General features: G+C 62.1%; 22 protein-coding genes. 13 read left to right on the top strand and 9 right to left on the bottom strand.

The window, feature by feature from the left end:
* The first annotated feature begins 3 nt into the window (after positions 1-3).
* From TQ38_RS30835 to TQ38_RS05185, 6 genes are all read left to right on the top strand, one after another.
* Positions 4-198 (top strand): DUF2256 domain-containing protein, encoded by a 195-nt coding sequence (locus TQ38_RS30835; RefSeq protein ID WP_082057781.1) that lies wholly within the window; start codon positions 4-6, stop codon positions 196-198.
* 233 nt (positions 199-431) lie between these two features.
* The gene (gene coxB, locus TQ38_RS05205; protein ID WP_043976767.1) at positions 432-1,418 is read left to right on the top strand and encodes a cytochrome c oxidase subunit II; all 987 of its coding nucleotides are present in this window, start codon (positions 432-434) and stop codon (positions 1,416-1,418) included.
* Positions 1,415-3,937, top strand: a complete 2,523-nt coding sequence (ctaD, locus tag TQ38_RS05200) for a cytochrome c oxidase subunit I (protein ID WP_043976765.1) — start codon at positions 1,415-1,417, stop codon at positions 3,935-3,937. The genes coxB and ctaD overlap by 4 nt, the downstream gene beginning before the upstream one ends.
* Positions 3,934-4,314 carry a membrane protein gene (locus TQ38_RS05195; RefSeq protein WP_043976763.1) on the top strand — a complete coding sequence of 127 codons (381 nt, stop codon included), beginning with the start codon at positions 3,934-3,936 and terminating at the stop codon, positions 4,312-4,314. The genes ctaD and TQ38_RS05195 overlap by 4 nt, the downstream gene beginning before the upstream one ends.
* The gene (locus TQ38_RS05190) at positions 4,311-4,910 is read left to right on the top strand and encodes a cytochrome c oxidase assembly protein (RefSeq protein WP_043976762.1); all 600 of its coding nucleotides are present in this window, start codon (positions 4,311-4,313) and stop codon (positions 4,908-4,910) included. Before TQ38_RS05195 ends, TQ38_RS05190 begins: the two co-directional genes overlap by 4 nt.
* Complete coding sequence (locus TQ38_RS05185; protein WP_043976761.1) at positions 4,907-5,938, top strand: c-type cytochrome; 1,032 nt, start codon at positions 4,907-4,909, stop codon at positions 5,936-5,938. Before TQ38_RS05190 ends, TQ38_RS05185 begins: the two co-directional genes overlap by 4 nt.
* A 9-nt stretch (positions 5,939-5,947) precedes the next feature.
* Here the strand turns inward: TQ38_RS05185 and TQ38_RS05180 are convergent, their stop codons facing one another.
* From TQ38_RS05180 to TQ38_RS05170, 3 genes are all read right to left on the bottom strand, one after another.
* On the bottom strand, positions 5,948-6,244 hold the full coding sequence (locus TQ38_RS05180; protein ID WP_043976760.1) for a hypothetical protein: 297 nt from the start codon (positions 6,242-6,244) through the stop codon (positions 5,948-5,950).
* Between the two features lie 11 nt (positions 6,245-6,255).
* A complete protein-coding gene (locus tag TQ38_RS05175) occupies positions 6,256-7,107 on the bottom strand; it encodes a glucose 1-dehydrogenase (protein ID WP_043976759.1) in 852 nt (283 codons plus the stop codon).
* Positions 7,108-7,558: 451 nt separating this feature from the next.
* Positions 7,559-9,787 (bottom strand): catalase, encoded by a 2,229-nt coding sequence (locus TQ38_RS05170; RefSeq protein WP_205316075.1) that lies wholly within the window; start codon positions 9,785-9,787, stop codon positions 7,559-7,561.
* A 183-nt stretch (positions 9,788-9,970) separates the two neighbouring features.
* On the opposite strand from TQ38_RS05170, the gene TQ38_RS05165 reads away from it, so the two are divergent.
* The gene (locus TQ38_RS05165) at positions 9,971-10,720 is read left to right on the top strand and encodes a Crp/Fnr family transcriptional regulator (RefSeq protein WP_043976758.1); all 750 of its coding nucleotides are present in this window, start codon (positions 9,971-9,973) and stop codon (positions 10,718-10,720) included.
* Between the two features lie 173 nt (positions 10,721-10,893).
* Here TQ38_RS05165 and TQ38_RS05155 read toward each other — a convergent pair whose 3' ends face one another.
* A complete protein-coding gene (locus TQ38_RS05155) occupies positions 10,894-11,742 on the bottom strand; it encodes a transglutaminase family protein (protein WP_043976756.1) in 849 nt (282 codons plus the stop codon).
* A gap of 273 nt (positions 11,743-12,015) precedes the next feature.
* Here TQ38_RS05155 and TQ38_RS05150 point away from each other — a divergent pair, with 273 nt between their 5' ends.
* Positions 12,016-12,690, top strand: coding sequence for a type 1 glutamine amidotransferase domain-containing protein (locus TQ38_RS05150; RefSeq protein WP_043976755.1), 675 nt, complete (start codon positions 12,016-12,018; stop codon positions 12,688-12,690).
* Between the two features lie 113 nt (positions 12,691-12,803).
* Here TQ38_RS05150 and TQ38_RS05145 read toward each other — a convergent pair whose 3' ends face one another.
* The 5 genes from TQ38_RS05145 to TQ38_RS29900 all read right to left on the bottom strand — a co-directional run bounded on the left by TQ38_RS05145 (position 12,804) and on the right by TQ38_RS29900 (position 16,756).
* A complete protein-coding gene (locus TQ38_RS05145; protein WP_043976753.1) occupies positions 12,804-13,316 on the bottom strand; it encodes a DUF1543 domain-containing protein in 513 nt (170 codons plus the stop codon).
* Positions 13,313-14,983 (bottom strand): FAD/NAD(P)-binding protein, encoded by a 1,671-nt coding sequence (locus TQ38_RS05140; RefSeq protein ID WP_043976751.1) that lies wholly within the window; start codon positions 14,981-14,983, stop codon positions 13,313-13,315. The genes TQ38_RS05145 and TQ38_RS05140 overlap by 4 nt, the downstream gene beginning before the upstream one ends.
* A gap of 82 nt (positions 14,984-15,065) precedes the next feature.
* On the bottom strand, positions 15,066-15,242 hold the full coding sequence (locus TQ38_RS30535; protein ID WP_205316074.1) for a hypothetical protein: 177 nt from the start codon (positions 15,240-15,242) through the stop codon (positions 15,066-15,068).
* A 211-nt stretch (positions 15,243-15,453) separates the two neighbouring features.
* Positions 15,454-16,431, bottom strand: a complete 978-nt coding sequence (locus tag TQ38_RS05135) for a PHB depolymerase family esterase (protein ID WP_240197963.1) — start codon at positions 16,429-16,431, stop codon at positions 15,454-15,456.
* A gap of 52 nt (positions 16,432-16,483) precedes the next feature.
* Positions 16,484-16,756 (bottom strand): hypothetical protein, encoded by a 273-nt coding sequence (locus TQ38_RS29900; RefSeq protein WP_162792211.1) that lies wholly within the window; start codon positions 16,754-16,756, stop codon positions 16,484-16,486.
* Between the two features lie 114 nt (positions 16,757-16,870).
* Here TQ38_RS29900 and TQ38_RS05130 point away from each other — a divergent pair, with 114 nt between their 5' ends.
* The 5 genes from TQ38_RS05130 to TQ38_RS05110 all read left to right on the top strand — a co-directional run bounded on the left by TQ38_RS05130 (position 16,871) and on the right by TQ38_RS05110 (position 20,371).
* Positions 16,871-17,020, top strand: coding sequence for a hypothetical protein (locus tag TQ38_RS05130; protein WP_240197962.1), 150 nt, complete (start codon positions 16,871-16,873; stop codon positions 17,018-17,020).
* A gap of 49 nt (positions 17,021-17,069) precedes the next feature.
* Entirely contained in the window at positions 17,070-17,513 is a 444-nt protein-coding gene (locus tag TQ38_RS05125; protein WP_043976749.1) for a hypothetical protein, read from the top strand.
* The gene (locus TQ38_RS05120) at positions 17,510-18,448 is read left to right on the top strand and encodes a cation transporter (RefSeq protein WP_043976748.1); all 939 of its coding nucleotides are present in this window, start codon (positions 17,510-17,512) and stop codon (positions 18,446-18,448) included. The genes TQ38_RS05125 and TQ38_RS05120 overlap by 4 nt, the downstream gene beginning before the upstream one ends.
* Before the next feature lie 150 nt (positions 18,449-18,598).
* On the top strand, positions 18,599-19,723 hold the full coding sequence (locus TQ38_RS05115) for a catalase family protein (RefSeq protein ID WP_052505825.1): 1,125 nt from the start codon (positions 18,599-18,601) through the stop codon (positions 19,721-19,723).
* A 36-nt stretch (positions 19,724-19,759) separates the two neighbouring features.
* Positions 19,760-20,371 (top strand): flavodoxin family protein, encoded by a 612-nt coding sequence (locus TQ38_RS05110; protein WP_043976746.1) that lies wholly within the window; start codon positions 19,760-19,762, stop codon positions 20,369-20,371.
* The last annotated feature ends 274 nt before the right edge of the window (positions 20,372-20,645 follow it).

The raw sequence follows: 20,645 nt of genomic DNA, 5'->3' as shown, positions 1-20,645 counted from the left end.
TCGATGCACAAGAAGCCGCATCTCCCGACCAAGATCTGCGCCGCCTGCGGTCGCCCTTTCGCGTGGCGCAAAAAATGGGAGCGTGACTGGGAGCATGTGAAGTTCTGCTCCGATCGGTGCCGTAGTGCCGGGAAAGGTCTCGTCTCTGACGCAACAGCAATCCCGCCGATATCGCCCATGACGGGTAGAAGGCGATAATGACAGGCGATGCGCACGTCGTCTCGAGCTGGAAGAACAAGATCAGCGCGGTGCCGACACGTTCATAATTCGGACGCGAGGATAACCCGGCTGAGGGTTTGCCGATCAGGACTTGCCGGTATTCCGAACCTACGCCGGCCAGCAACCATTTGTAACAGGCATTAGCACACTTCGGCCAGAACCGGGGCCCGGTTCGCGCGTTGCCATCACACGGTTTTAAAGGGCTCGTGAATTTGCGAAAGTCGGCCGCAGCCTGCGTGCTTCTTCTCGGCGGCTGCAACACACATCAATCGGCGCTTGCCCCTTTCGGGCTGGAGGCACGGTCGACCCTGACGCTGACAAGCGTACTGACGTTCGGCGCGGTGTTTATCGCGCTTGGCGTTGCACTGACTTTCGTGCTGGCGCTGCGCGCGCCCGAGGGACGGCTGGGCCATGCCGGAGGAATGCGGCTGGTACTTTGGCTGGGCGCGATCGTCCCCACCGTGGTTCTTACCTTACTGCTGGTCTTCGCCCTGCCTGCTATGCGTCCGATCCCCTCAGAGGCAAAAGACCTGCGCATCCACGTCGAAGGCGAACAGTTCTGGTGGCGTGTGCGCTACGAAGACGGGGGCGGCGCGCCGCTGTCGTCCGCCAATGAAGTACGGCTGCCGGTGGGGCGAACCGTGGTCTTCGAACTCACCGCGACGGACGTGATCCACAGTTTCTGGATTCCAGGGCTTGCCGGCAAGATGGACATGATCCCCGGCCGCACCCACCGCCTTGTCGTCAAGGCCGAAAAACCCGGAACCTATCGCGGGGTCTGTGCTGAATTCTGCGGGCTGAGCCATGCGCTGATGGCCTTCGACGTCATCGCCATGGAGCCCGCCGCCTTCGACACCTGGCTGGCTTCGGCGCGCCAGCCGGTCCGCCGAGCGCAGGGCCAAGGCGCACAAGATCGGGGCGCCGCGCTGTTTTCCCGCAATGGCTGCGGAGCCTGCCACACGGTGGCCGGCACAGAGCATGACGCGCGCATCGGCCCGGACCTCAGCCGCTTCGGCGAACGGCTGACGCTGGGGGCAGGCATCCTCAAGCCCACAACCGCAAATACCGCAGCCTTCATCCGCGATCCACATGCCTTCAAGCCCGGCGCACGGATGCCCGCCTATGCCGCAATGTCCGAGCATGACGCGCTTCTCGTCGCCGGCTGGCTCAAATCCCTCGCACCCAAGGAAGCTGAATGAGCCTGCACGACCAGGACGATCCTGCACTGCGGGCCGCACAGGAAGAACGCCTGCGCGCCGTCTGGGAGCCGCCCAAGGGCCTGTTCCTGCGCTGGACGGACACCAACAATAACGCCGTCGGCGTGTGGTACGTGCTGACGGCCTTCGTGTTCATGCTGTTCGCCGGGGTGCTGGCGCTGGTAATGCGCACGCAGCTGGCGGTGCCCGAGAACGACCTTGTCGACCCCGGCACGTTCAACCAGCTGTTCACGCTCCACGGCTCGGTTATGATGTTCCTGTTCGCCGTGCCGATGTTCGAGGCCGTCTCGATCATCCTGCTACCGCAGCTGCTGGGCGCGCGCGACCTGCCGTTCCCGCGCCTTTCCGCCTTCGGGTATTGGTCCTTCCTGATCGGCGGCGTATTCGTCTCCGGCTCGATCTTCTTCGATGTCGCGCCCGATGGCGGCTGGTTCATGTACCCGCCGCTCACCACCCGCACCGATCTTTCCGGCCTTGGTGCCGACATCTGGATGCTCGGGCTCTCGTTCATCGAGGTTTCCTCGGTGGCGGCGGCGGTGGAACTGATCGTGGGCGTCCTCAAGTGCCGGCCGCCGGGGATGCGGCTCAACCTGATGCCGATGTATGCGTGGTACATCCTCGTCGTGGCGGTGATGATCCTCTTCGCATTCCCGCCGCTGATCGCGGGCGACGTGCTGTTCGAGATGGAGCGGCTGCTCGACTGGCCATTCTTCGACGCCTCTCGCGGGGGCGATCCGCTGCTGTGGCAACACCTGTTCTGGATTTTCGGTCACCCGGAAGTCTATATCGTGTTCCTGCCCTCGATCGCGCTTTTCGCCATGCTGGTGCCCACTTTCGCGCGCCGCCATCTGCTGGGCTATCCGTGGATCGTGCTGGCGGCGGTTGGGACGGCGTTCCTGTCGTTCGGCCTCTGGGTGCACCACATGTTCGCCACGGGACTGCCGAAGATCAGCCTCGCCTTTTTCTCCGCCGCATCGGAAGCTGTGGCGATCCCGACGGCGGTGCAGATCTTCGTGTTCATCGCCACATTGTGGGCGGGGCGCGTCGTGTGGTCGACGCCGCTGCTCTATGCGACCGGCAGCCTTGCCATCTTCGTGATCGGGGGGCTGACGGGCGTGATGGTTGCCGTTGCCCCGTTCGACTGGCAGGCGCACGACACCTACTTCATCGTCGCCCACCTGCACTACGTGCTGATCGGGGGCACGCTGATGCCGCTGTTCGCGGGGCTATATTACTACTGGCCGCTCATCACCGGGAAGAAGCTCTCCGACCAGCTCGGGCGCACGGCGTTCTGGCTGATCTTCGTCGGCGCCAACCTGTGCTTCTTCCCGATGCATCTGTCGGGCCTGGAAGGGATGCCGCGCCGGGTGTTCACTTATCCCGAGGCGATGGGCATCGGCGGTCTTAACATGGCGTCCACCATCGGCTCCTACGTGATCGCGCTGGGCGTTGCGATCATCGTGATTGACCTGTGCCTCTCACCGAGGCGCGCCAAGGCTGCGCGCAATCCGTGGCAGGCCGGTACGCTGGAATGGCTGGCCCACCCGCAGGACGAAAGCTGGGGCATCCGCTCGATCCCGCTGATCGAAAGCCGCTATCCGATCTGGGATCAGGAGGATTTCGTGCGCAAAGTCGACGAAGGCCGCTTCTTCCTGCCCGACGCCGAGGAAGGCCGCCGCGAGACGATCATCACCTCCGTCCTCGATGCACGCCCGGTCTCGGTAATCCGCCTCGGCGAGCCCAGTTGGAAGCCGATGCTAACGGCGCTGGCGCTGGGCGGGGTGTTCATCCTGACCACTTACCATTTCTACTGGGCAGCGCTGGCATGCGGCGTCCTCACGATCGCCATGGCCGTATGGTGGCTCTGGACCGGCACCGCCGAGATCCCTGAAAAACCCTGCAAGCCGATCGGACACGGGATCGAACTACCGCTTTACATATCGGGCAGCGCCTCGCCGGGGTGGTGGGCCATGTTCATCACCATGATGGCCGACGCCACCGCATTTTCTGGCCTGGTTTTCGGATACTACTTCTTCTGGACCCGCCACGAGGATTTCCCGCCGCAGGCCATGGCCGACGGACCCGGCCTACTATGGCCGATGACCGCACTCGCCCTTGCATTGGTCAGTTGGCTGGGCACCATTGCCGCGCGTGAAATGAACGCAGGGGAGCGCGTAGGTCTGGCGCGGTTACTGGTCGCGCTCGGCATCGTCGCGAGCCTTGCGGCGGTAGTAGCGGGGCTTGCCGGGCCGTGGCTGTCCGGCATGGATCCGACGCTCCACAGCTATCCGGCTATCGTGTGGACGCTGGCGATCTGGACCGCAGCACACGCCGGCGTAGCCGCGATCATGCAGGGCTACGTCCTCGCCCGCAGCCTTGCCGGCCGGATGACGCCCCGGCACGACGCCGACATCCGCAACGTCAGCGTCTACACGCACTTCTTCGCGCTGACCGCCGCGGTCACCGCCCTCACCCTCGGTCTGTTCCCGCTGCTCGCATGAAGGATGGACATGAAAAATGGCACGAACGCCTCAAGGTCACGCTATGGACATTGATCGTGCCGCCAACCGTATGGGCTGCGCATTTCCTGTTCTCGTATCTGTGGGCCGCCATATCCTGCGCCAAGGCAGGCCGTTTCGCCACGTTCCCCTGGCTGTTCGTCATCGGCACGGTGCTGGCACTCGCCGCGATCGCGCTATCCGGATGGATCGCCTGGCATCAGGAACGCATGGCCCAGACCCCTCCCCCTCACGAAAAGGGCACCGACATCGACCGGCTGCGCTTCCTCGCCAAGTCCACGCTGCTGCTGGCCGGGCTGAGCTTCGTGGCGGTGCTGTTCACCGCGTTGCCGGTGGTGTTCCTGGGAGACTGCCTGTGAAACGGGCGGCGCTTGCCTGCGGTGTCGCGCTGGTCGCGGCGGGATGGGCGCTGTCGGGAATGGGCATGACCGGACACATGGCAGCGCACATGATCGCCGTTGCCGTTGCCGCGCCGGTGCTGGCCTTTGCCCTTACCGCCGGGCCTGCCGACCCCGCCCGCCACTGGCCGCGCGTAGTGACGCCGATGGGGATGATGCTGCTCGAACTTGTCACCGTATGGGGCTGGCACCTTCCCGCTATGCGGCGCATGGCAGACGCCTCGCCGCTGATCGCACTGGCAGAACTGGGCAACTTCCTCGTCGCAGGCGTGCTGCTGTGGAGCGCGGTCATGCACACCTCTCACCGCGCAGCCGGTATCGGGGCGCTGCTGCTAACGTCGATGCACATGACGCTGCTGGGCGCGCTGATCGGACTGGCACCGCGGCCGCTCTATCCGTCGATGCACCATGCGATGCCGCCGTTCGGGCTAGACCCCCTGAGCGACCAGCAACTGGGCGGCGTCGTCATGCTCGTCGTCGGCGGGGCGAGCTATTTCCTGGGCGGCCTCGCCATTCTCGCCGGACTTCTGCGCGATACGCGAAGGCCCTCGACATGACCGTGAAAATCACCTGGAAACGCGCCCTTGCTGCGCTTGCCTTGCTAGGGGCGCTGGGAATGGGTTTCGCATGGTCGGGCCTTTTCCCGCTCGCCGCGTCTTCGGGGCACTGGAAGATCACCGACTGGTTCCTGCACTGGACGATGCAGAACTCGGTGCGAACCTACAGCACCTTCCAGACCCCCGGCAAAGTCCGCGACGATACCGGGCTGGTCAGCGCCGCCGGGCATTTCCGGCAGGCATGCCAGGTCTGCCATGGCGCTCCGGGCGCACTGCCCTCACCTGCGATGCAGGCCGCCACGCCCCATGCCCCCGACCTTGCGAAAACGGCTGCGCACTACACCGACCGCGAACTGTTCTGGATCGTGCGCCACGGTGTGAAGTACACCGGCATGCCGGCTTGGCCAGCCGCCGACCGCCCCGACGAAGTCGCCCGCATGGTCGGTTTTCTGCGGCGACTTCCCGGAATGTCCGCGCAGCAATACGCCGCGCTCTCGTCGCCCCCCGCTCTCACTGGCAAAACGGCAGCCGCGCAGTGCATGGGGTGCCATGGCAGCGACGGAATGGGACGCGGTCAGAAAGACATTCCGGTCATTGCGGGACAAAAGACCGAGGTGCTTGTCGCTGCACTGCGCCGCTATGCGGCCGGGCAAAGAGAGAGCGCGGTGATGCAGGTGGCCGCTGCAAGCCTTTCCAAATCGGAAATGCAGGACGCGGCCGAATACTTCTCGGCGCTTCCCGGCCTTGCGGATATCGCCTTACCCGGCAAACACCCGCTGCCCATCAACGGACGCCCGCTGGCACAGCTCCCTGCTTGTACCGGCTGTCACGCACCCGGAAAGACCGCACCACTGATCGCGGGGCAGCGAGCAAGCTATCTGGCCGCGCGCCTGCGCCAATGGCGGGGAGAAGACACAGTCATCGACGCGCACAAGCCCCAGGACGCGATGGCGGTGATCGCCCGTCGCATCCCGGAAGACGAGATTGACCGACTGGCAGCGGCGCTTGCAGGTTCGCCGCCGCCCTGACGCCCCGGATCAGGTTTCAGCCTGCTTCCTGCGCCGGGTATCCCAGCCCTTGCGTGCGGCGGCGGAACGCTGCTCCGGCGAGCCGGACTTGTGCGCCTTACCCCCGCGCGTGGAAGAAATATGGCTGTCCTTCTTCCCCCTGCCGGAACCGGACTTGTTGCCGCCGCCCGATTCCTTGTTGACGGTGGCCCAGGCCCGCCCTTCGGCCTCGTCATGGCTGACACCGCGATCCTCATAGCCCTGCGCTATGTGGGCCGCCTGGCGCTTCTGCTTGTCGGTATAGCTGCTCTTGTCGCCTTGAGGCATGACGTCTCCCCTCAACCGTTGACGATGATACCGCCATTGGGATGCAGAACCTGTCCGCTCATGTAGCTCGCATCATCGCAGGCCAGGAACAGAAACGAAGGCGCGACTTCATTGGGCTGACCCGGACGGCCCATCGGAGTGCTTTCACCGAAATGCTCCAGCTTTTCTTCGCTCGCGCCGCCGCAGGGGTTGAGCGGGGTCCAGATCGGCCCCGGCGCCACTGCGTTTACCCGAATGCCATGCTCGATCAGGTTCTCCGAAAGCGAACGGGTGAATGCTGTGATCGCGCCTTTGGTGGCGCTGTAGTCGAGCAGTTCCTTGCTCCCCTGGTACATGGTCACACTGGTGCAGTTGATGATCGCGGCGCCTGCCTGAAGATGCGGACGGGCCGCCTGCACAAGATAGAACATGGCGAAGATGTTGGTCTGAAAGGTTCGCTTCAACTGCTCTTCCGAGATGTCGGTGATGTCCTTGTCGGGGTGCTGCTCGCCGGCGTTGTTAACCAGGATGTCTACTTTGCCGAAGGCGGTCAGCGTCTGTTCGACAATTGCGTCGCATGCCGCGCGCGAACCCACGTCGGCTTTGATGGCGATCGCGCGCCGCCCTTCGCTTTCCACTATGCGAATGGTCTCCTGGGCATCGTCATCTTCCAGCAGATAAACTATGGCGATATCAGCGCCTTCGCGCGCGTAGAGCGCCGCCACCGCGCGGCCGATCCCGCTGTCCGCACCTGTCACGATGGCAACCTTACCCGCGAGCCGTCCTGAGCCAGAATATCGCGGCTGCCACTCGGGCTTGGGCTCCAGCCGACTTTCATGGCCCGGCAGCGCGTCTTCATGGATCATGGGGATGGTCTGGGTCATAAGATAGTCTCCTTTTGAAAGGAAACGAACGAACCCTGGCGATAGTTCTTAAATATTCGCGGCGTTCGTCCCATTCCGAGGTTCATTCATGGAATGATTGCGCAAATCCAGCGCTTGAAAATAGTCTGGGTTGGAAGTGTTCATTCAGCCTCGCGATATTTCGTTGGGCCTATTTTGCATTGGGGAGTGAAACCGAAGTCCAGTAGCGCTTTGAATTGCGCCGACGAGACCGCGCATTGCCGATACAATCGACATCAGGAACAGCAAGCTAAGCCCTATCGCTTTGCGCGCAGCGGCGCGATCTTCGCGGTGAGCGTTCCCCTTGGCACGGCCGACTTCGTCACTGTCGTGAGCGCGAGGACTCCGATCCTCAGTGGCCGTTAGCCCCGTGCCGGAATGGGGAGCGGCATGATGCCGCCCCCCAAGTTATCCGTTGCCCTACAGGGCAGTGTCAGGCTGTGGGCTGCGCATCCAGATCGACCTCCAGTTCGCGCGGCCAGTGACGCAGAGCCCGGCAGGCAGCGATAAAGGCACCGGCATCCTTGGCTGCGCCCAGCTTCATGCACGCCTCGTCAAGATCGTCCGCGATCCCCGCCTTGGCGAAGATGGTTTCCGCCTCGGCGCTGAAGCCGATGAACTTGCAATGGGCGAAGGCATCGGTGACGAAGTCCTTCGCCGCTGCGTCAGTGGCGAGCAAGGCGGCGCCTTGCGTGGACACCACGATCGCCACAGCATCGAACAGGACCGAGGGCCCGCCGTCGATCTTCTGCTTCGCCGCAACGGTCGTACCGTCGGACAGCGTCACGCCGGCGATCTTGGGTGCGACGACTTCGTAAACCGCCTGCTCCTTTTCGACCGCCTTGACCAACGCCTTGAACAGCCCGGCATCGGCGCCGTCGCTCAGCAGGATGCCCAGCTTGCGGCCCTTGAAGCTGTCCGGCCCGTTCTTGAGGATGCTCAGCTTGTCGGAAGGGGGCAGGTCGGAGATCGGCTCGCGGGCTGCGATCGCGGCATCGGGCAGCGGCATGCCGAGTCCATCGGCAACCGTTGCGGCAAGCCCGGCATCGACATTCAGCAAGTGCGAAACCGTGCGTGAGCGGATGTCGGGGCGTTCCACCTTCGACAGTTCGAAGACAAGCGCGTCGCCGATATGTTTCTGTTCGATCGGCGTTTGCGAAACGAAGAACTGCCGCGCCTGGCTGTAATGGTCGGCGAAGCTCTCCGACCGGACGCGCTGCTTGGGACCGTCGGCTTCCTGCGCGAAGCTGGTGAACCCGCGCACCGGATCTTCGCGCGGACCACCGTGCGTGGGGCCCCAGCTATTGGGCTCGTAGTTGGCACGGCCCTTGGGATTGTGCATCGCCATGTGCCCGTCCTGCTGGAAATGGTGCATCGGGCACTTGGGCGCGTTAATCGGGATATGGGTGAAGTTGGGCCCGCCCAAGCGCTTGATCTGGGTGTCGAGATATGAGAAGTTACGCCCTTGAAGCAGCGGGTCGTTCGAGAAATCAATGCCCGGGGGAACGTTCTGCGTGCAGAAGGCCACCTGCTCGGTCTCCGCGAAGAAATTGTCGACCACCCGGTCCAGCACCAGGCGCCCGACCACCCGGATCGGCACCAATTCCTCGGGGATCAGCTTGGTCGCATCGAGCACGTCGAAGTCGAAGCTGTCAGCGAACGCATCGTCGAACAGCTGGACCCCCAGTTCCCATTCGGGAAAATCGCCCGAATTGATGGCATCCCACAAGTCGCGGCGATGAAAGTCGGGGTCGGCGCCATTGATCTTCACCGCCTCGTTCCAGACCACTGATTGAAGCCCTTGCTTGGGCTTCCAGTGGAACTTGACGAAGGTGGATTTGCCCTCGGCATCGAGCAGACGGAAGGTATGGACGCCAAAGCCCTCCATGGTGCGGAACGAGCGCGGGATGGCGCGGTCCGACATCGCCCACATGACCATGTGGAAGCTTTCCGGCGTCAGGCTTATGAAGTCCCAGAAATTGTCATGCGCCGTCTGCGCCTGCGGGAACGCGCGGTCAGGCTCGGGCTTGGCGGCGTGGATCAGGTCGGGGAACTTCATCGCGTCCTGGATGAAGAATACCGGGATGTTATTGCCGACCAGATCCCAGTTGCCTTCCTGGGTGTAGAGCTTGACTGCAAATCCGCGCACGTCGCGGGCAAGATCGACCGAGCCCTTCGAGCCCGCCACAGTCGAGAACCGGACGAAGGCAGGCGTGCGCTCGCCAACCCGCTGGAAGACATCCGCCCGGCTGACGTCGGACAGGCTGTCGGTAAGTTCGAAGAAGCCATGCGCCGCGTAACCGCGCGCATGGACCACGCGCTCCGGAATGCGTTCGTGGTCGAAGTGGAACATCTTCTCGCGGAAATGAAAGTCCTCCAGCAGACTCGGACCGCGCGAGCCCTGCTTGAGGCTGTTCTGGTCATCGGCCACCGGGATACCCTGCTGGGTCGTCAGGGTGGCGACATTGTCGCGGGCCACCTGCCGCGTCTCGCCTCCGCTGCCTTGCGGCTCGCCATAAGCGAACGAAATATCGGCGTCTGCCGGAATCGGGGCAGCCTTCTGCGCGGACTCGCCGCCCACATCGACATCGGTCACATCTGCTGCGGTCGAGAGCGCGGGCTTTTTGGGCTTGGACTGCGATTTCGAAGGGGTCTTGGCCATGGTCATTCCTTATGGATTGAACTGCCCACCCAACCCGAAACGCCCCGTCCGGTTGCCTCAAAAATCATAAATTAATCTGCATCAAAACGATTTATCGCAGTAAACTGCAACGTATCATCGCTGGCAGCCGTTGAGGCAATCGCGCACCCGCGCGTCGCCCCCAATAGCGTTGAAAAGGCATCAATGTTTACTGATCGCTTCCTCAGATATAAGCGCGGGACCAGTCTCCTCGCCAACGAAAGGCTGCGACTGGAAGAGGCGATAGCCGAAGTAAGAACGCTGGAGGCGCGCCAGATCATCATCCGCGCTGGAACCAGGCTTCACGAAAGTACCCTGCTGGTCGAGGGCTTCCTGTCGCGGTATATCGATGATCGCAACGGTCTGCGCCAACTCGTCGCGATCCACGTACCGGGCGACTTCGTCGATCTGCACGCCTATCCGCTTCAAACGCTCGATCACGATGTCGCCACCATGACTGCCGCTACCGTGGCGATCATACGCCATGAACAGCTGGATGCTATCATCGCGGAGCAGCCGCAGCTGGGCCGCAAACTCTGGTTCTCGACGCTCATCGATGCCGCGATCCACCGCGCCTGGCTGTTCCGGCTGGGCCGCATGGATGCCATCGGCCGGGTCGCGCATTTCCTCTGCGAGACGAATGCCCGGTTGTTTTCTGCTGGGCTGAGTGACGGGAGGCGCTTTGCCCTGCCGCTGACCCAGACCGATATCGCCGAAATCTGCGGTCTGACCAATGTTCATGTGAACCGGGTCATGCGGCAAATGCGCGAAGAGAAAATTTGCGTGTTTCGCTCATCGCTGGTCGAAATCCTGGACGTCGAGCGGCTTGTCGCGCGCGGTCAGTTCAATCCCGACTATCTGTACCTAGAAGATCCTGATCCCGTCCTGCCCTCTCAGACAGAGCATTCATCATGACGATGGTTCCCAACCCGCCGCAGCCCCGCGACGATCCTGGCATTGCCAGCGCCGAAGACGGGGTCGTAATTCTCGATGGTCCCAATGGCATCGCGATCACCATGACCGCCCATGCGGCAGCAGCAACCGGCCACAGCCTGATCGCGGCTGCAGAACTGGCCGAGCGGCAATCGTTAAGCCGCGAGCGCTGGGGTATTGGAGCCTGCCTTAGCGTCCGCTTTGACTTCGTAAGAATGAACGTCAAAGCCCACTAGCTGCACAGGGCCAAACGCGGTGGTGAGTGCGGTGTCCGCAGCATCGCGGCCGCAGGCCATCAGGATGCGCCCGATCCTGGGCACCCGGTGGCGGGCATCGAAACTGTGCCATTCGCCGCCGAGATAGGCTTCAAACCACGCATGGAAATCCATCGGCACGTCTACCGGTTCAACACCGATGTCTCCCAGATATCCACTGCAATAGCGTGCCGGAATGTTCATGCAGCGGCACAGCGCCACGGCCAGATGCGCGAAATCGCGGCACACACCCACACGCTCCTGATAGGCCTCGTAGGCGGTTCTGGTGGCGCGAGCATACTCGTAGCCATACCGTAGGTGCTCGTGGACGAAATCGACTATCGCCTGCACCCGTTGCCAGCCTGGCGGGATGTGTCCAAACAAACCCCACGCGATGTTGGAGAGGTGGTCCGTTTCGCAATACCGGCTTCCCAGAAGATATTGGAGCGCATCGCTGGGAAGATCGGCAATTTCGTGCTGCGCGGCAGTTGGGCTCTGGCGGTCTGCTGCGCCCGTGTCGTGGATCAGGAAGCTGCTGGAAATTCTGACGATCCCGGGCGGCAAAGTGAGCCGTGTGCAGAAGTTACCGAAATTATCATGGTAATGCTGCATCGGCACGCCCCGGTCGTTCGTGATCGCATGCGGTGAGCGCAGGTCCGCAAGGCGCTCCGGACGAACATTGAGCATAGCGACCAATGGCGTTGAAGTTGATACGCCAAGCGCGATGTCATATCCGCTGCGAATTAACATGGATGATGCTCCGGTGAACTTTCATGACGTGCCGACACGCAAGCGGATGGCCCTTCATGAAAACCCCAATCGCGTTTTAGTTTCAACCGACCCTGCGACCGAACGCATATCCGCGTCGGACTATGCCGCCGCCGCGCCCGCCATGCCCGACCGTTCGTGCTACAGGCGCCGGATGGTGCTAGCGGGGACTGCGTTCGGGCGCCCTATGCCGAAAAGCTGCCGGTGCTTCAGGCCATGCTTGTTGACTGAATACCAACACACAGGAGAAGACCGATGAAGATTCTGATGGTTCTGACGTCGCACGATACGCTCGGCGATACCGGCAAGAAGACCGGCTTCTGGCTGGAGGAGTTCGCCGCGCCCTACTACACGTTCCATGATGCCGGCGCGCAGATTACCGTAGCTTCGCCTGCGGGTGGTCAACCCCCGCTCGATCCCAAGAGCGACCTGCCCGACTTCCAGACCGAGTTTACCCATCGCTTCAAGGCCGATGCCAATGCGCAGGCGGTTCTCGCCAATACGGTGAAGCTAGAAGGTGTGAAAGCCGAGGACTATGACGCCGTGTTCTATCCCGGCGGTCACGGCCCGCTGTGGGATCTGGCCGAATCCGAAGTCTCGATCGCGCTCATCGAAGCATTCGAACGCGCAGGCAAGACGACCGGCTTCGTTTGCCATGCGCCCGGGGTGCTGCGCCACGTCAAGGCGGCAGATGGCTCTACCCTGATCGCCGGGCGCCGGGTGACCGGCTTCACGAATGGCGAGGAAGATGCCGTCGAACTGACCGACGTGGTCCCCTTCCTGATCGAGGACGAGTTCAAGGCGCTGGGCGGCCTTTACGAGAAGGGGCCCGACTGGGCGCCCTATATCGTGCAGGACGGCCGGCTGATAACCGGACAGAACCCGGCCAGCAGCGAAGCCGTCGCCAAGGCCATCCTGGCCGCCGGCTGATCGATGCAGGTAGCTTAGCACACGAAGGACGGCACCTTTCTCCGTGCCGTCCTTCATCCCTTCGCACAAAAACGAGCATCCCAGAGGCGCGCTATGTCGCAGCTAAGGCGGCGTTACGTGGCCTTGCGGATCGGGATATACTTGCAGGTGAAAGCCGGTTGACCCTGCCCAGCTATGGGCGTGAGGTGCACGAAGAGACGCTCTCCTGCGGGACCGTCACTCAGGCAGAAAGCGTGCCCGGCCTCATAGAGATCGTCCTTGTGTGGGTCTGTCCAGGCCTTCACCGTTTTTACGGCCTTGTATTTGGCCTTGGATTCGCTTTCGGCGACCACGAAGATGTTACGGTGCCGTTCAGCGAACTCTCCAGGTTCATAGCCGCCCAAATTTACGAAATAGAGCTTTTCGGGACCAACATATGGCTCGTCTCTAAGCGAGATCGCGTAACCGTCGGCCTCGATTACTTCCGCCCAGCAGTCGATGTGCAGGCTTCTGGGTACGCCCCACCATTGCTCCCGCAGGGCTGGATACGTATCCTCGATGCGCTGCGCTACGGCAAAGCGGACGTCGTGGACCTCGATGTTGGCGCCGGGATACACACCGCCGATGTAGATTGCGAAAAGCTTCATCGAGCGGTCAATTCCCCTGCGGCGTCGTTCGGCGCGCAGTGCCGGTCGATCGCGGCTGCGAGTTCGTGGGCCACGATCCGGCCCAGTTCGTGGGAGCTGGTGATGCCCTGCACGAACGGGTGCCGCCCCATGATGAAGGGCAGGCTGAGGCAGAACAACTGGTCGATCGGGACCTCTGCCGAAACGAGGTGAAACTGATCGTCGATGGCGATACCTCTTGCAGGCGCATTTTCTCCGGCCGTGCTCACATCACGAACGATCCCCTGGTCGCGCAGCGACGGGAAGGGGAAATCCTTGGCGGCAAGCGCGCGCTGGCCGGTCGCTTCGATGAAGACCGGAAAATGGGTTTCCGACGCGCCTTGTTTCAGGATGGCGCCATCCTGCGGGGAATGCGTATCGACGGTGTAGTCCTCTCCTACCGCGATGACTTCCAGCTTGCCGGCGCTGTGAAGGGCAAGCATTCGCTGAATGGATTCGTGCGGCACGGTGGCGTAGTCATCGACGAAGACCGTCTTCAGGTGCCGCGAAAAGCGCCCGAATTCCTCGTCGCTTAAATAAGGGACAATGCTTTCGATTACCTCGTGCATCCGCAGGATCGCATAGCGCCATGCTACGACATGACCCTTTTCGTAGTTCCGCTGCGCTTCGGCGAGATTGTCACGCGCCCATACGAACGGGTCACTGCCAAGGCGCTGGCTGAAATACCCTTCGCAAAAGTCCTCGATACTCAAGGACGCAAGCCCGGTCTGCTTTGCATAAGCCGGGTCTGCTTCGGCAAGTTCACGCTTGAACAACTCGAAAGTGCGGTCGAGGAGAGATGGGTCTTGAGACGCGATCAACCGTTCGATTGCCTCACTGGTGCACACTGCCAGCGGTTCGTACGGGATGGGGAAGTAGAAGTCGGCCTCGGGTAAAAGGCCTTTGCGCGAAAGCATGGTCATCTGGAACGAGCCGGTATCCGGTCCCGCCATATAGGCGAGGTCGCCGTCCTCCGTCTCCACGAAATCACCATGGGCGACGGCGAGCGCGACGGCGGCATCGATCGCGGTGAGCGAGGAACCACGAATGCCGACCCGAGTGGCCGCAATCTTCTCGATCTCGGAAGCGGGCCACGGGCTGGCGAAATAGCCGGGACTAACCTCGGGATGTTCAGGCCACTGGTGGCCCGTAGCGAGGACGACATGATCGAAGCGCGCCTCAAATGCCTCACCTTTTTGGGGCTGGACGTGCAGGATCATGCCCTCCGGGCTACTCACTGCGTCCGTTACCTCGCAGCGGGTGCGGACGGTCACGACGATGCCCTGCCGCGCGGCTTCCTCCAACAGAGCCTGCATCTGGTCCGCGAAATATTCACCCAGGACGAGCCTTGGGTAGAATGTGCGGTCGTCTATGTCTTCCCGGCCGATGTGCAACTTTGCAAGTCGCTCGTCGCTCTGGCCGTGCAGCCATTCCACCATGGTCTCGGCCAGCGGGGGAATTTCGATGCTGGCGATGTTGGAAAGCATGGCGGGATCGTTCCAGCCTGGGCGATAGGGCGTACCTCGGCCAATCGACGGCTGCTTTTCAAACAGCGTAAGCTCGAACGGGGCGGGGCGCTCCGTCAGCAGGGAATGCAATGTGTAGATGGTAGTGGGGCCAGCGCCCACGAATGCGACGGAGCAGGTCATGGAAATCCCGCAAAACTGATTGATGGCGGCGTCCTGTCGCCGGGGATACGTGAAAACCCCCGCCGAAGCGGGGGTCCCAGTTTCATTGCCCAGTGCCTGGCTTGGAGGGCTTGGGCGGCTTGCCGTCTTCGACCCGACCCTCATTGCGAAGATCACGGCCTTCCTGCGCCTTCTTCTGGCTCTCTGGCGACTTGCCGTGTTCGTTCAGCTCTTCCTTCACGTAGCCGGCGGCTTCCTTGGCTTTGCCTTCGATGCTCATGATCGTCTCCTTGCGTGGTCTGCCTTTGCAGATCACTCTGGAATCATATCGCGCGACAGGCCGATACGGTTCCGGAGCCAAATCCCGATGTCTGGAAATCTATTCCGGCATCGCAGCAAAGTGACTCATTCGGCCAGTTCGAATTTCGGTGGACCGAAGAGGCATTAATTTTGCGCCCTCCAGTCCACGCCCACCTAATCCGCAGTGCGCCTTAGGCGCGTTGCCGCGACAGAAAGAACCGAAGCATCTCCCGGGATGCGTCCGGTCCTGTGGGATCCGTATAGGACGCAAAGGCATTGCCGCCCGACCATCCATGGCCGCTTCCGTGCACTGTCCAGTCCTCCAGCAGGATTTCTCCGTTGGCCGACCGATAGACCTTCCGGGTAAAATCCCGGCCCCTGCCGGATTTTCCATAAACGGTCTTGGACACCAGCCCGCCAGGTTGTGACCGTTCAAGGGTTTCAAGAAATCCGGCGGCGTTGGATGGATGAACGACGCGGTCCCCGTCGCCGTGGAATACGATCGTTGGCAGCGGTCGAGGCGCCTTTGTCGTCAGGCGGGCACGACTTTCGCCGCGCATGGCGGCAAGCGCCCCAGGCAATGTACGGATGTTGCCGCGTGCGACTCCGGAATGGACGCCTACCGCCGTGAAAAGGCTTGGGTACGCCGCCCCGATGATGGCAGCAGCAGTGCCGCCTGCGGAGATGCCTGCAATATAGACCCGTTTCGGATTGCCGTTGCCAAGCGCGATCGCATGACGGGTAAGGGCTGAAATGAGCGCTGGCTCTCCCTGCCCCCGCGACTGGTTCTTCGGGCGATGCCAGTTCCAGCAGCGTGCAAGGTTCTCACGCTGAGACTGCTGTGGGTAGAGGACCAGGCAGCCCAGTTCATCGGCCAGCGCGTTCATGCCGGTGCCAACCGCGAAGTCGGACGCGGTCTGCGAACAGCCATGCATCATCACCACCAGCGGCAGATTCCGGCGTTTCGAACCGCGCGGGGTGTAGAACCGGAACGAAAGCTTTCCGTGGGAGCAATGGAACTCATCGGTGATGAAGCTGCCGGGTGCAGGACATGACTGCTTGGCGGCAGCGGGTTTTCGCGTGCCGCTCCGAACAGCGGCTTTGGGAGGCTTTCGTTTAGAGGTAGTCGCGGGCTTTAGGCTGCCTTGCAGGGCCACCAGCGCCGACATCGGTCGTCCCTTACGGGCCAAGCGTGCTGCCTTCGAAAGCATTTTGAATACATCAGCCATCGCGCTGTGAATACTCGCCCTTGCTTGCACCGAGACGACAGTAGGCGCTTGTTATCGCCTTCCACGAAGCATGAAGCTGTTTCGAAAATGTCGCCATAAACGCCGTTCTGAACCTGTCCGGTCGCGGCACCTGCCAATGGCGCAAATCCGCCACTTTCTCGCCGCTCAGCGTATGGATGACTCGGTACCCCACTTCGCGCAGTTGCTCAAGCAGGCAGGTGAAGGCTGCTTTCGCCTCGGCCGCCGCCGGCGAAGACGGTGACATGCCCGGTTACGCCTTTGTCCGCCCATGCCTCTAGAGATGAGGGAACCTTCTGTCTTCGGCGGCTGGTTACCTTTCGCAAAACCACCAAATTCCTCAAATCGTGAAGATAGGCGAATGAACATCGCTTCAGCCCTCGGCTTCGGCAGGAAGGTGCGGTACGGCATCGTCAGCCTGGGCGACATATCCCAGGAAGCGTTGATGCCCGGCGTCAAGCACACCGGCAATTCCGAGCCGGTGAACTCCTCCGCCTCGACCGGCAACTGAATGAGCCTCGGCCGCCGGAACATGCGTTGCGGCGCCGAGTTTGATCAGGATGAAACGTCTGCTCCTGATAGGGTTCATGTTGCTGTCCGCCTGCGATGCGCTGCCGCGTGATCCCGACGGGACCTTGGAGCGCGCCGCGCGCGGTAAATCCTTTCTGGTGGGCTTCGCTTCGCCTGATATCGCAAAGGATCCCCGTGCCGCCTCGCTGGTTCGAGCCGTCGAGGCCGAGACCCACGCCAAGGCCCGTGTCGTCAGCGGTTCTGGCGAGCCGTTGCTTGCGCGGCTGGAAAACGGCGATGTCGACCTGGTGATCGGGCGGTTCAAGAAGGACAGCCCGTGGCAAACCGAGGTCGCCTTCGGGCCTGTGCTTGCCACCTCGGGCGAGGCGTCCGATCCGGTCGAACTCAAGGCTGCCATGCGCAATGGCGAAAACCGTTGGATCATGCATATCGAGCGCGCCAGCCGCTCCGTCGCCGGGGAGCAGGCTGAGTGAAGAACCCCCACCTTCCCCGCGAAATCTCCGGCACCATGCGCAAGGCGGTGGTGCTGGAATACTGGAACCTGTTCTGGAGCGCGACGATCATCGTCGCCATGGGGATGGTGCTGGGCCAAAGCCAGACGATGAAGACCGCCTGGATCGAGGATACCCTGGGTCTTGTCCCGCCGCTCATGTTTCTCCTCGCCGCGAGGGTCGAGCGCAAGGGCAAGGCATCCAAGCGGTTTCCTTTCGGCTTCCACCGCGTCAATGGACTGGGTTTTTTCGTAGCCGCCGTCGCGCTCGCCACGGTAGGCGGCGTGCTGCTTTACGATGCGATTACCGCGCTGGTCATGGCCGAGCACCCTACCGTCGCCTCGATCGTGCTGTTCGGTCACGAAATCTGGCTCGGCTGGCTGATGATCGCGGCGCAGCTTTATTCGCTGATCCCGCCGATGCTGATAGGACGCAAGGAACTGCCGCTGGCCGAGGCACTCAACGACAAGCTGCTGCATACCGATGCGCTGATGAACAAGGCGAACTGGTTGACGGGTGCAGCAGGGTTGTTCGGCGTGATCGGTCTGGGCCTTGGCTGGTGGTGGGCGGACTCGCTGGCGGCGGCGATCATCTCGCTCGACATCATCAACGACGGCGTGAAGGCGCTGCGCTCCTCCACCGCAGAACTGGTGGATGGCGCGCCCCGCGCGCTGTCGGGGCCGAAACTATCGGACGATGCGCAGGCTTTGTGTAAGCGGATCGAGGCGGAGTTTCCCGGCACGGATGTTCGGCTTCGCGAAACCGGACGCCTGATCCACGTCGAAGTCCACGGTGCACATCCGCCAGATGAGTGCCGTCACCCAAGGCACTACTGGCCGGGCGAGGATGAACGTTCCTGGCGCGTTGCGCAGGTCAGCTTCGTGCCCGCCCCTGCCGATGGGACTGACCAAGGTTAGCCGGTTCCCGGACTGCCCGATGGCTCTTTAGCCTAAGGGTGGTTCGCTTGGTCTGTTTTCACGGGTCGATTAGCCACGGAGCACGCAAGCGCGGAAACTTCGCTGATCTACCACGCGTTGGTTTGGCAAGATCTCTTTGGAGAATTGCCCATGACCTATTCTGCTGCACCCGTCCGTTATTCTTCATCCGTAGAAAGCCTTGCGCCCGATGAGGAAGAGACTGTCGCCAAGCTGAAAGACGCAGTCGACGAAATCCAGCACACGATGGACGAGCATCATGGCGCACGTCTTCGCGGGGCGCATGCAAAAGGCCAAGCGCTGCTGAAGGCCAGGCTTACCGTGATCGACAACCTGCCGCCCAGCCTGGCGCAAGGCTTGTTTGCCTCGGCTGGCAGTTACGATGCCATCATGCGTTTTTCCACTGCACCCGGAGATATCCTGGACGACAGCGTCAGCGGTCCGCGCGGGCTTGCACTTAAAATTCTGGAAGTCGAGGGCGAACGACTCCCCGATACGAGCAGCGCAGATGGACAGGACTTCCTGATGGTCAACGGTCCGATATTTCCCAACGCCACGCCTGCCAAGTTCCTGCCGGGCTTCAAGGGACTGGCAAAGACTACGGACAAGGCGCCGGGCCTGAAGAAGCTCGTCTCGGCCACGCTCCAGACGATCGAGGCCGGCCTGGAATCGGTGGGCATGCCGAGCCCGTTGGTTCAGACACTCGGCGGCGCACCGAATACCCAACCGCTTGGAGACATCTTTTTCACGCAGGTGGCGTCGCGATACGGCGACTATATCGCCAAACTGTCGCTCGCCCCCGTTTCGCCGCATCTGACTGCTCTCGCGGGAACCAAGGTCGATGCGAAGGATCGGCCGGACGCGCTGCGCGAGGACATTAACGCGGTAATCCAGCGGGAGGGCGGTGTGTGGGAATTGCGCGTCCAACTCTGCACTGATCTCGAGAAGATGCCGGTCGAAGATCCGACTGTGGAATGGGATCAAGACGACAGCCCGTTCATCGCGGTCGCCCGGATCGAGGTAGCTCCGCAGGAATCCTGGGATGATCGGGCCAGCGCCGATCTGCAGGCGCAACTCGCATTCAGCCCATGGCATGGGCTTGCCGCGTTCCAGCCGCTTGGCGGCATCAGCCGTGCGCGCAAGTCAGTTTATGAACATAGCCAGGCATTTCGCGGTGCAACGAACGCATGTCCGATGCACGCGAGCATCTCTGACGCCCACCCGACATCGGCGTCTGGCGCGTTGCAGCCTGAATGACGCTCTGATCCAGTTCATCCGGCAAGGAGAATAGGCATGACGCGGTTGATCGTGCAGCCACTCAACTGCACTCTCAAGCGGGACAAGGGCGAGCCGAGTTCCACCGATGCAATGATAAAGGTTCTGAAGGACGAGTTCACGTCCCTCGGCGTGAGCGTTGCGGATACCATCCACATAGCCTCCCACAATGTCCTCGCAGGGGTGACTTCGGACGAAGGCGAGGGGGACGATTGGCCCGCCATCCGCGCGAAAATTCTCGCGGCCGACATTCTTGTCATTGGTACGCCAATCTGGATGGGGCAGGCTGGGAGCGTTGCCAAGCGAGTGCTTGAACGCATGGATGCGTTTCTGGCGGAAACCGACGATCAGGGCCGTATGCCGAGCTACTCGAAGGTCGCGGTTGCGGCCATCGTCGGCAATGAAGACGGCGCCCATGCTGCGTCCTCCCAGATTTTCCAGGCGCTCAACGATGTAGGGTGGACCATCCCGGCGGTAGCCGCATGCTACTGGGTTGGCGAGGCAATGGGTTCGGTAGACTTCAAGGACCTGAAGGAAACGCCGGAAATGGTCGGCAAGACAGCGAAGATGGTGGCTGGCAACGCCGCGCACCTTGCCGGACTTCTCAAGTCCGCACCTTATCCGGGATAGGTCGGGTAGGCCTGTTCCTGCCTTCGTTCACTCCGAAGGCCGTTGCCCCCACGGCACAGCCAGCGTCAAGCAACGGACCTAGCCGCTGCTGCGAAGCAAGCACTGTGCCGCAACCGGGATCTGCTGCAATATATTCAGCGTAACCTATCGCAGCCAGATCCCCTCAGAAGTTCGCTACCCTAGGGTATGCTTCGGCCAGAACTGGCTTCCGAAAGCCTCATTCGTTCGCGATGAACAAAATCGCTGGCGCAACCGAATGTAACTTTCAGTCCAT

It is taken from the genome of Novosphingobium sp. P6W (assembly GCF_000876675.2).
In the GTDB taxonomy this organism is placed as follows: domain Bacteria; phylum Pseudomonadota; class Alphaproteobacteria; order Sphingomonadales; family Sphingomonadaceae; genus Novosphingobium.
Note: the sequence above shows the minus strand (reverse complement) of the source record. Positions and strands in the feature narration are given on the sequence as shown.

What these genes read in the sequence shown, in the direction of transcription:
- TQ38_RS30835 (WP_082057781.1), top strand. Translation starts at nt 4, where the DNA reads ATGCACAAGAAGCCGCATCTCCCGACCAAGATCTGCGCCGCCTGCGGT.
- ctaD (WP_043976765.1), top strand. Translation starts at nt 1,415, where the DNA reads ATGAGCCTGCACGACCAGGACGATCCTGCACTGCGGGCCGCACAGGAA.
- TQ38_RS05195 (WP_043976763.1), top strand. Translation starts at nt 3,934, where the DNA reads ATGAAGGATGGACATGAAAAATGGCACGAACGCCTCAAGGTCACGCTA.
- TQ38_RS05185 (WP_043976761.1), top strand. Translation starts at nt 4,907, where the DNA reads ATGACCGTGAAAATCACCTGGAAACGCGCCCTTGCTGCGCTTGCCTTG.
- TQ38_RS05180 (WP_043976760.1), bottom strand. Translation starts at nt 6,244, where the DNA reads ATGCCTCAAGGCGACAAGAGCAGCTATACCGACAAGCAGAAGCGCCAG.
- TQ38_RS05175 (WP_043976759.1), bottom strand. Translation starts at nt 7,107, where the DNA reads ATGACCCAGACCATCCCCATGATCCATGAAGACGCGCTGCCGGGCCAT.
- TQ38_RS05170 (WP_205316075.1), bottom strand. Translation starts at nt 9,787, where the DNA reads ATGGCCAAGACCCCTTCGAAATCGCAGTCCAAGCCCAAAAAGCCCGCG.
- TQ38_RS05165 (WP_043976758.1), top strand. Translation starts at nt 9,971, where the DNA reads ATGTTTACTGATCGCTTCCTCAGATATAAGCGCGGGACCAGTCTCCTC.
- TQ38_RS05155 (WP_043976756.1), bottom strand. Translation starts at nt 11,742, where the DNA reads ATGTTAATTCGCAGCGGATATGACATCGCGCTTGGCGTATCAACTTCA.
- TQ38_RS05150 (WP_043976755.1), top strand. Translation starts at nt 12,016, where the DNA reads ATGAAGATTCTGATGGTTCTGACGTCGCACGATACGCTCGGCGATACC.
- TQ38_RS05145 (WP_043976753.1), bottom strand. Translation starts at nt 13,316, where the DNA reads ATGAAGCTTTTCGCAATCTACATCGGCGGTGTGTATCCCGGCGCCAAC.
- TQ38_RS05140 (WP_043976751.1), bottom strand. Translation starts at nt 14,983, where the DNA reads ATGACCTGCTCCGTCGCATTCGTGGGCGCTGGCCCCACTACCATCTAC.
- TQ38_RS30535 (WP_205316074.1), bottom strand. Translation starts at nt 15,242, where the DNA reads ATGAGCATCGAAGGCAAAGCCAAGGAAGCCGCCGGCTACGTGAAGGAA.
- TQ38_RS05135 (WP_240197963.1), bottom strand. Translation starts at nt 16,431, where the DNA reads ATGTCGGCGCTGGTGGCCCTGCAAGGCAGCCTAAAGCCCGCGACTACC.
- TQ38_RS29900 (WP_162792211.1), bottom strand. Translation starts at nt 16,756, where the DNA reads ATGTCACCGTCTTCGCCGGCGGCGGCCGAGGCGAAAGCAGCCTTCACC.
- TQ38_RS05130 (WP_240197962.1), top strand. Translation starts at nt 16,871, where the DNA reads ATGAACATCGCTTCAGCCCTCGGCTTCGGCAGGAAGGTGCGGTACGGC.
- TQ38_RS05125 (WP_043976749.1), top strand. Translation starts at nt 17,070, where the DNA reads ATGAAACGTCTGCTCCTGATAGGGTTCATGTTGCTGTCCGCCTGCGAT.
- TQ38_RS05115 (WP_052505825.1), top strand. Translation starts at nt 18,599, where the DNA reads ATGACCTATTCTGCTGCACCCGTCCGTTATTCTTCATCCGTAGAAAGC.
- TQ38_RS05110 (WP_043976746.1), top strand. Translation starts at nt 19,760, where the DNA reads ATGACGCGGTTGATCGTGCAGCCACTCAACTGCACTCTCAAGCGGGAC.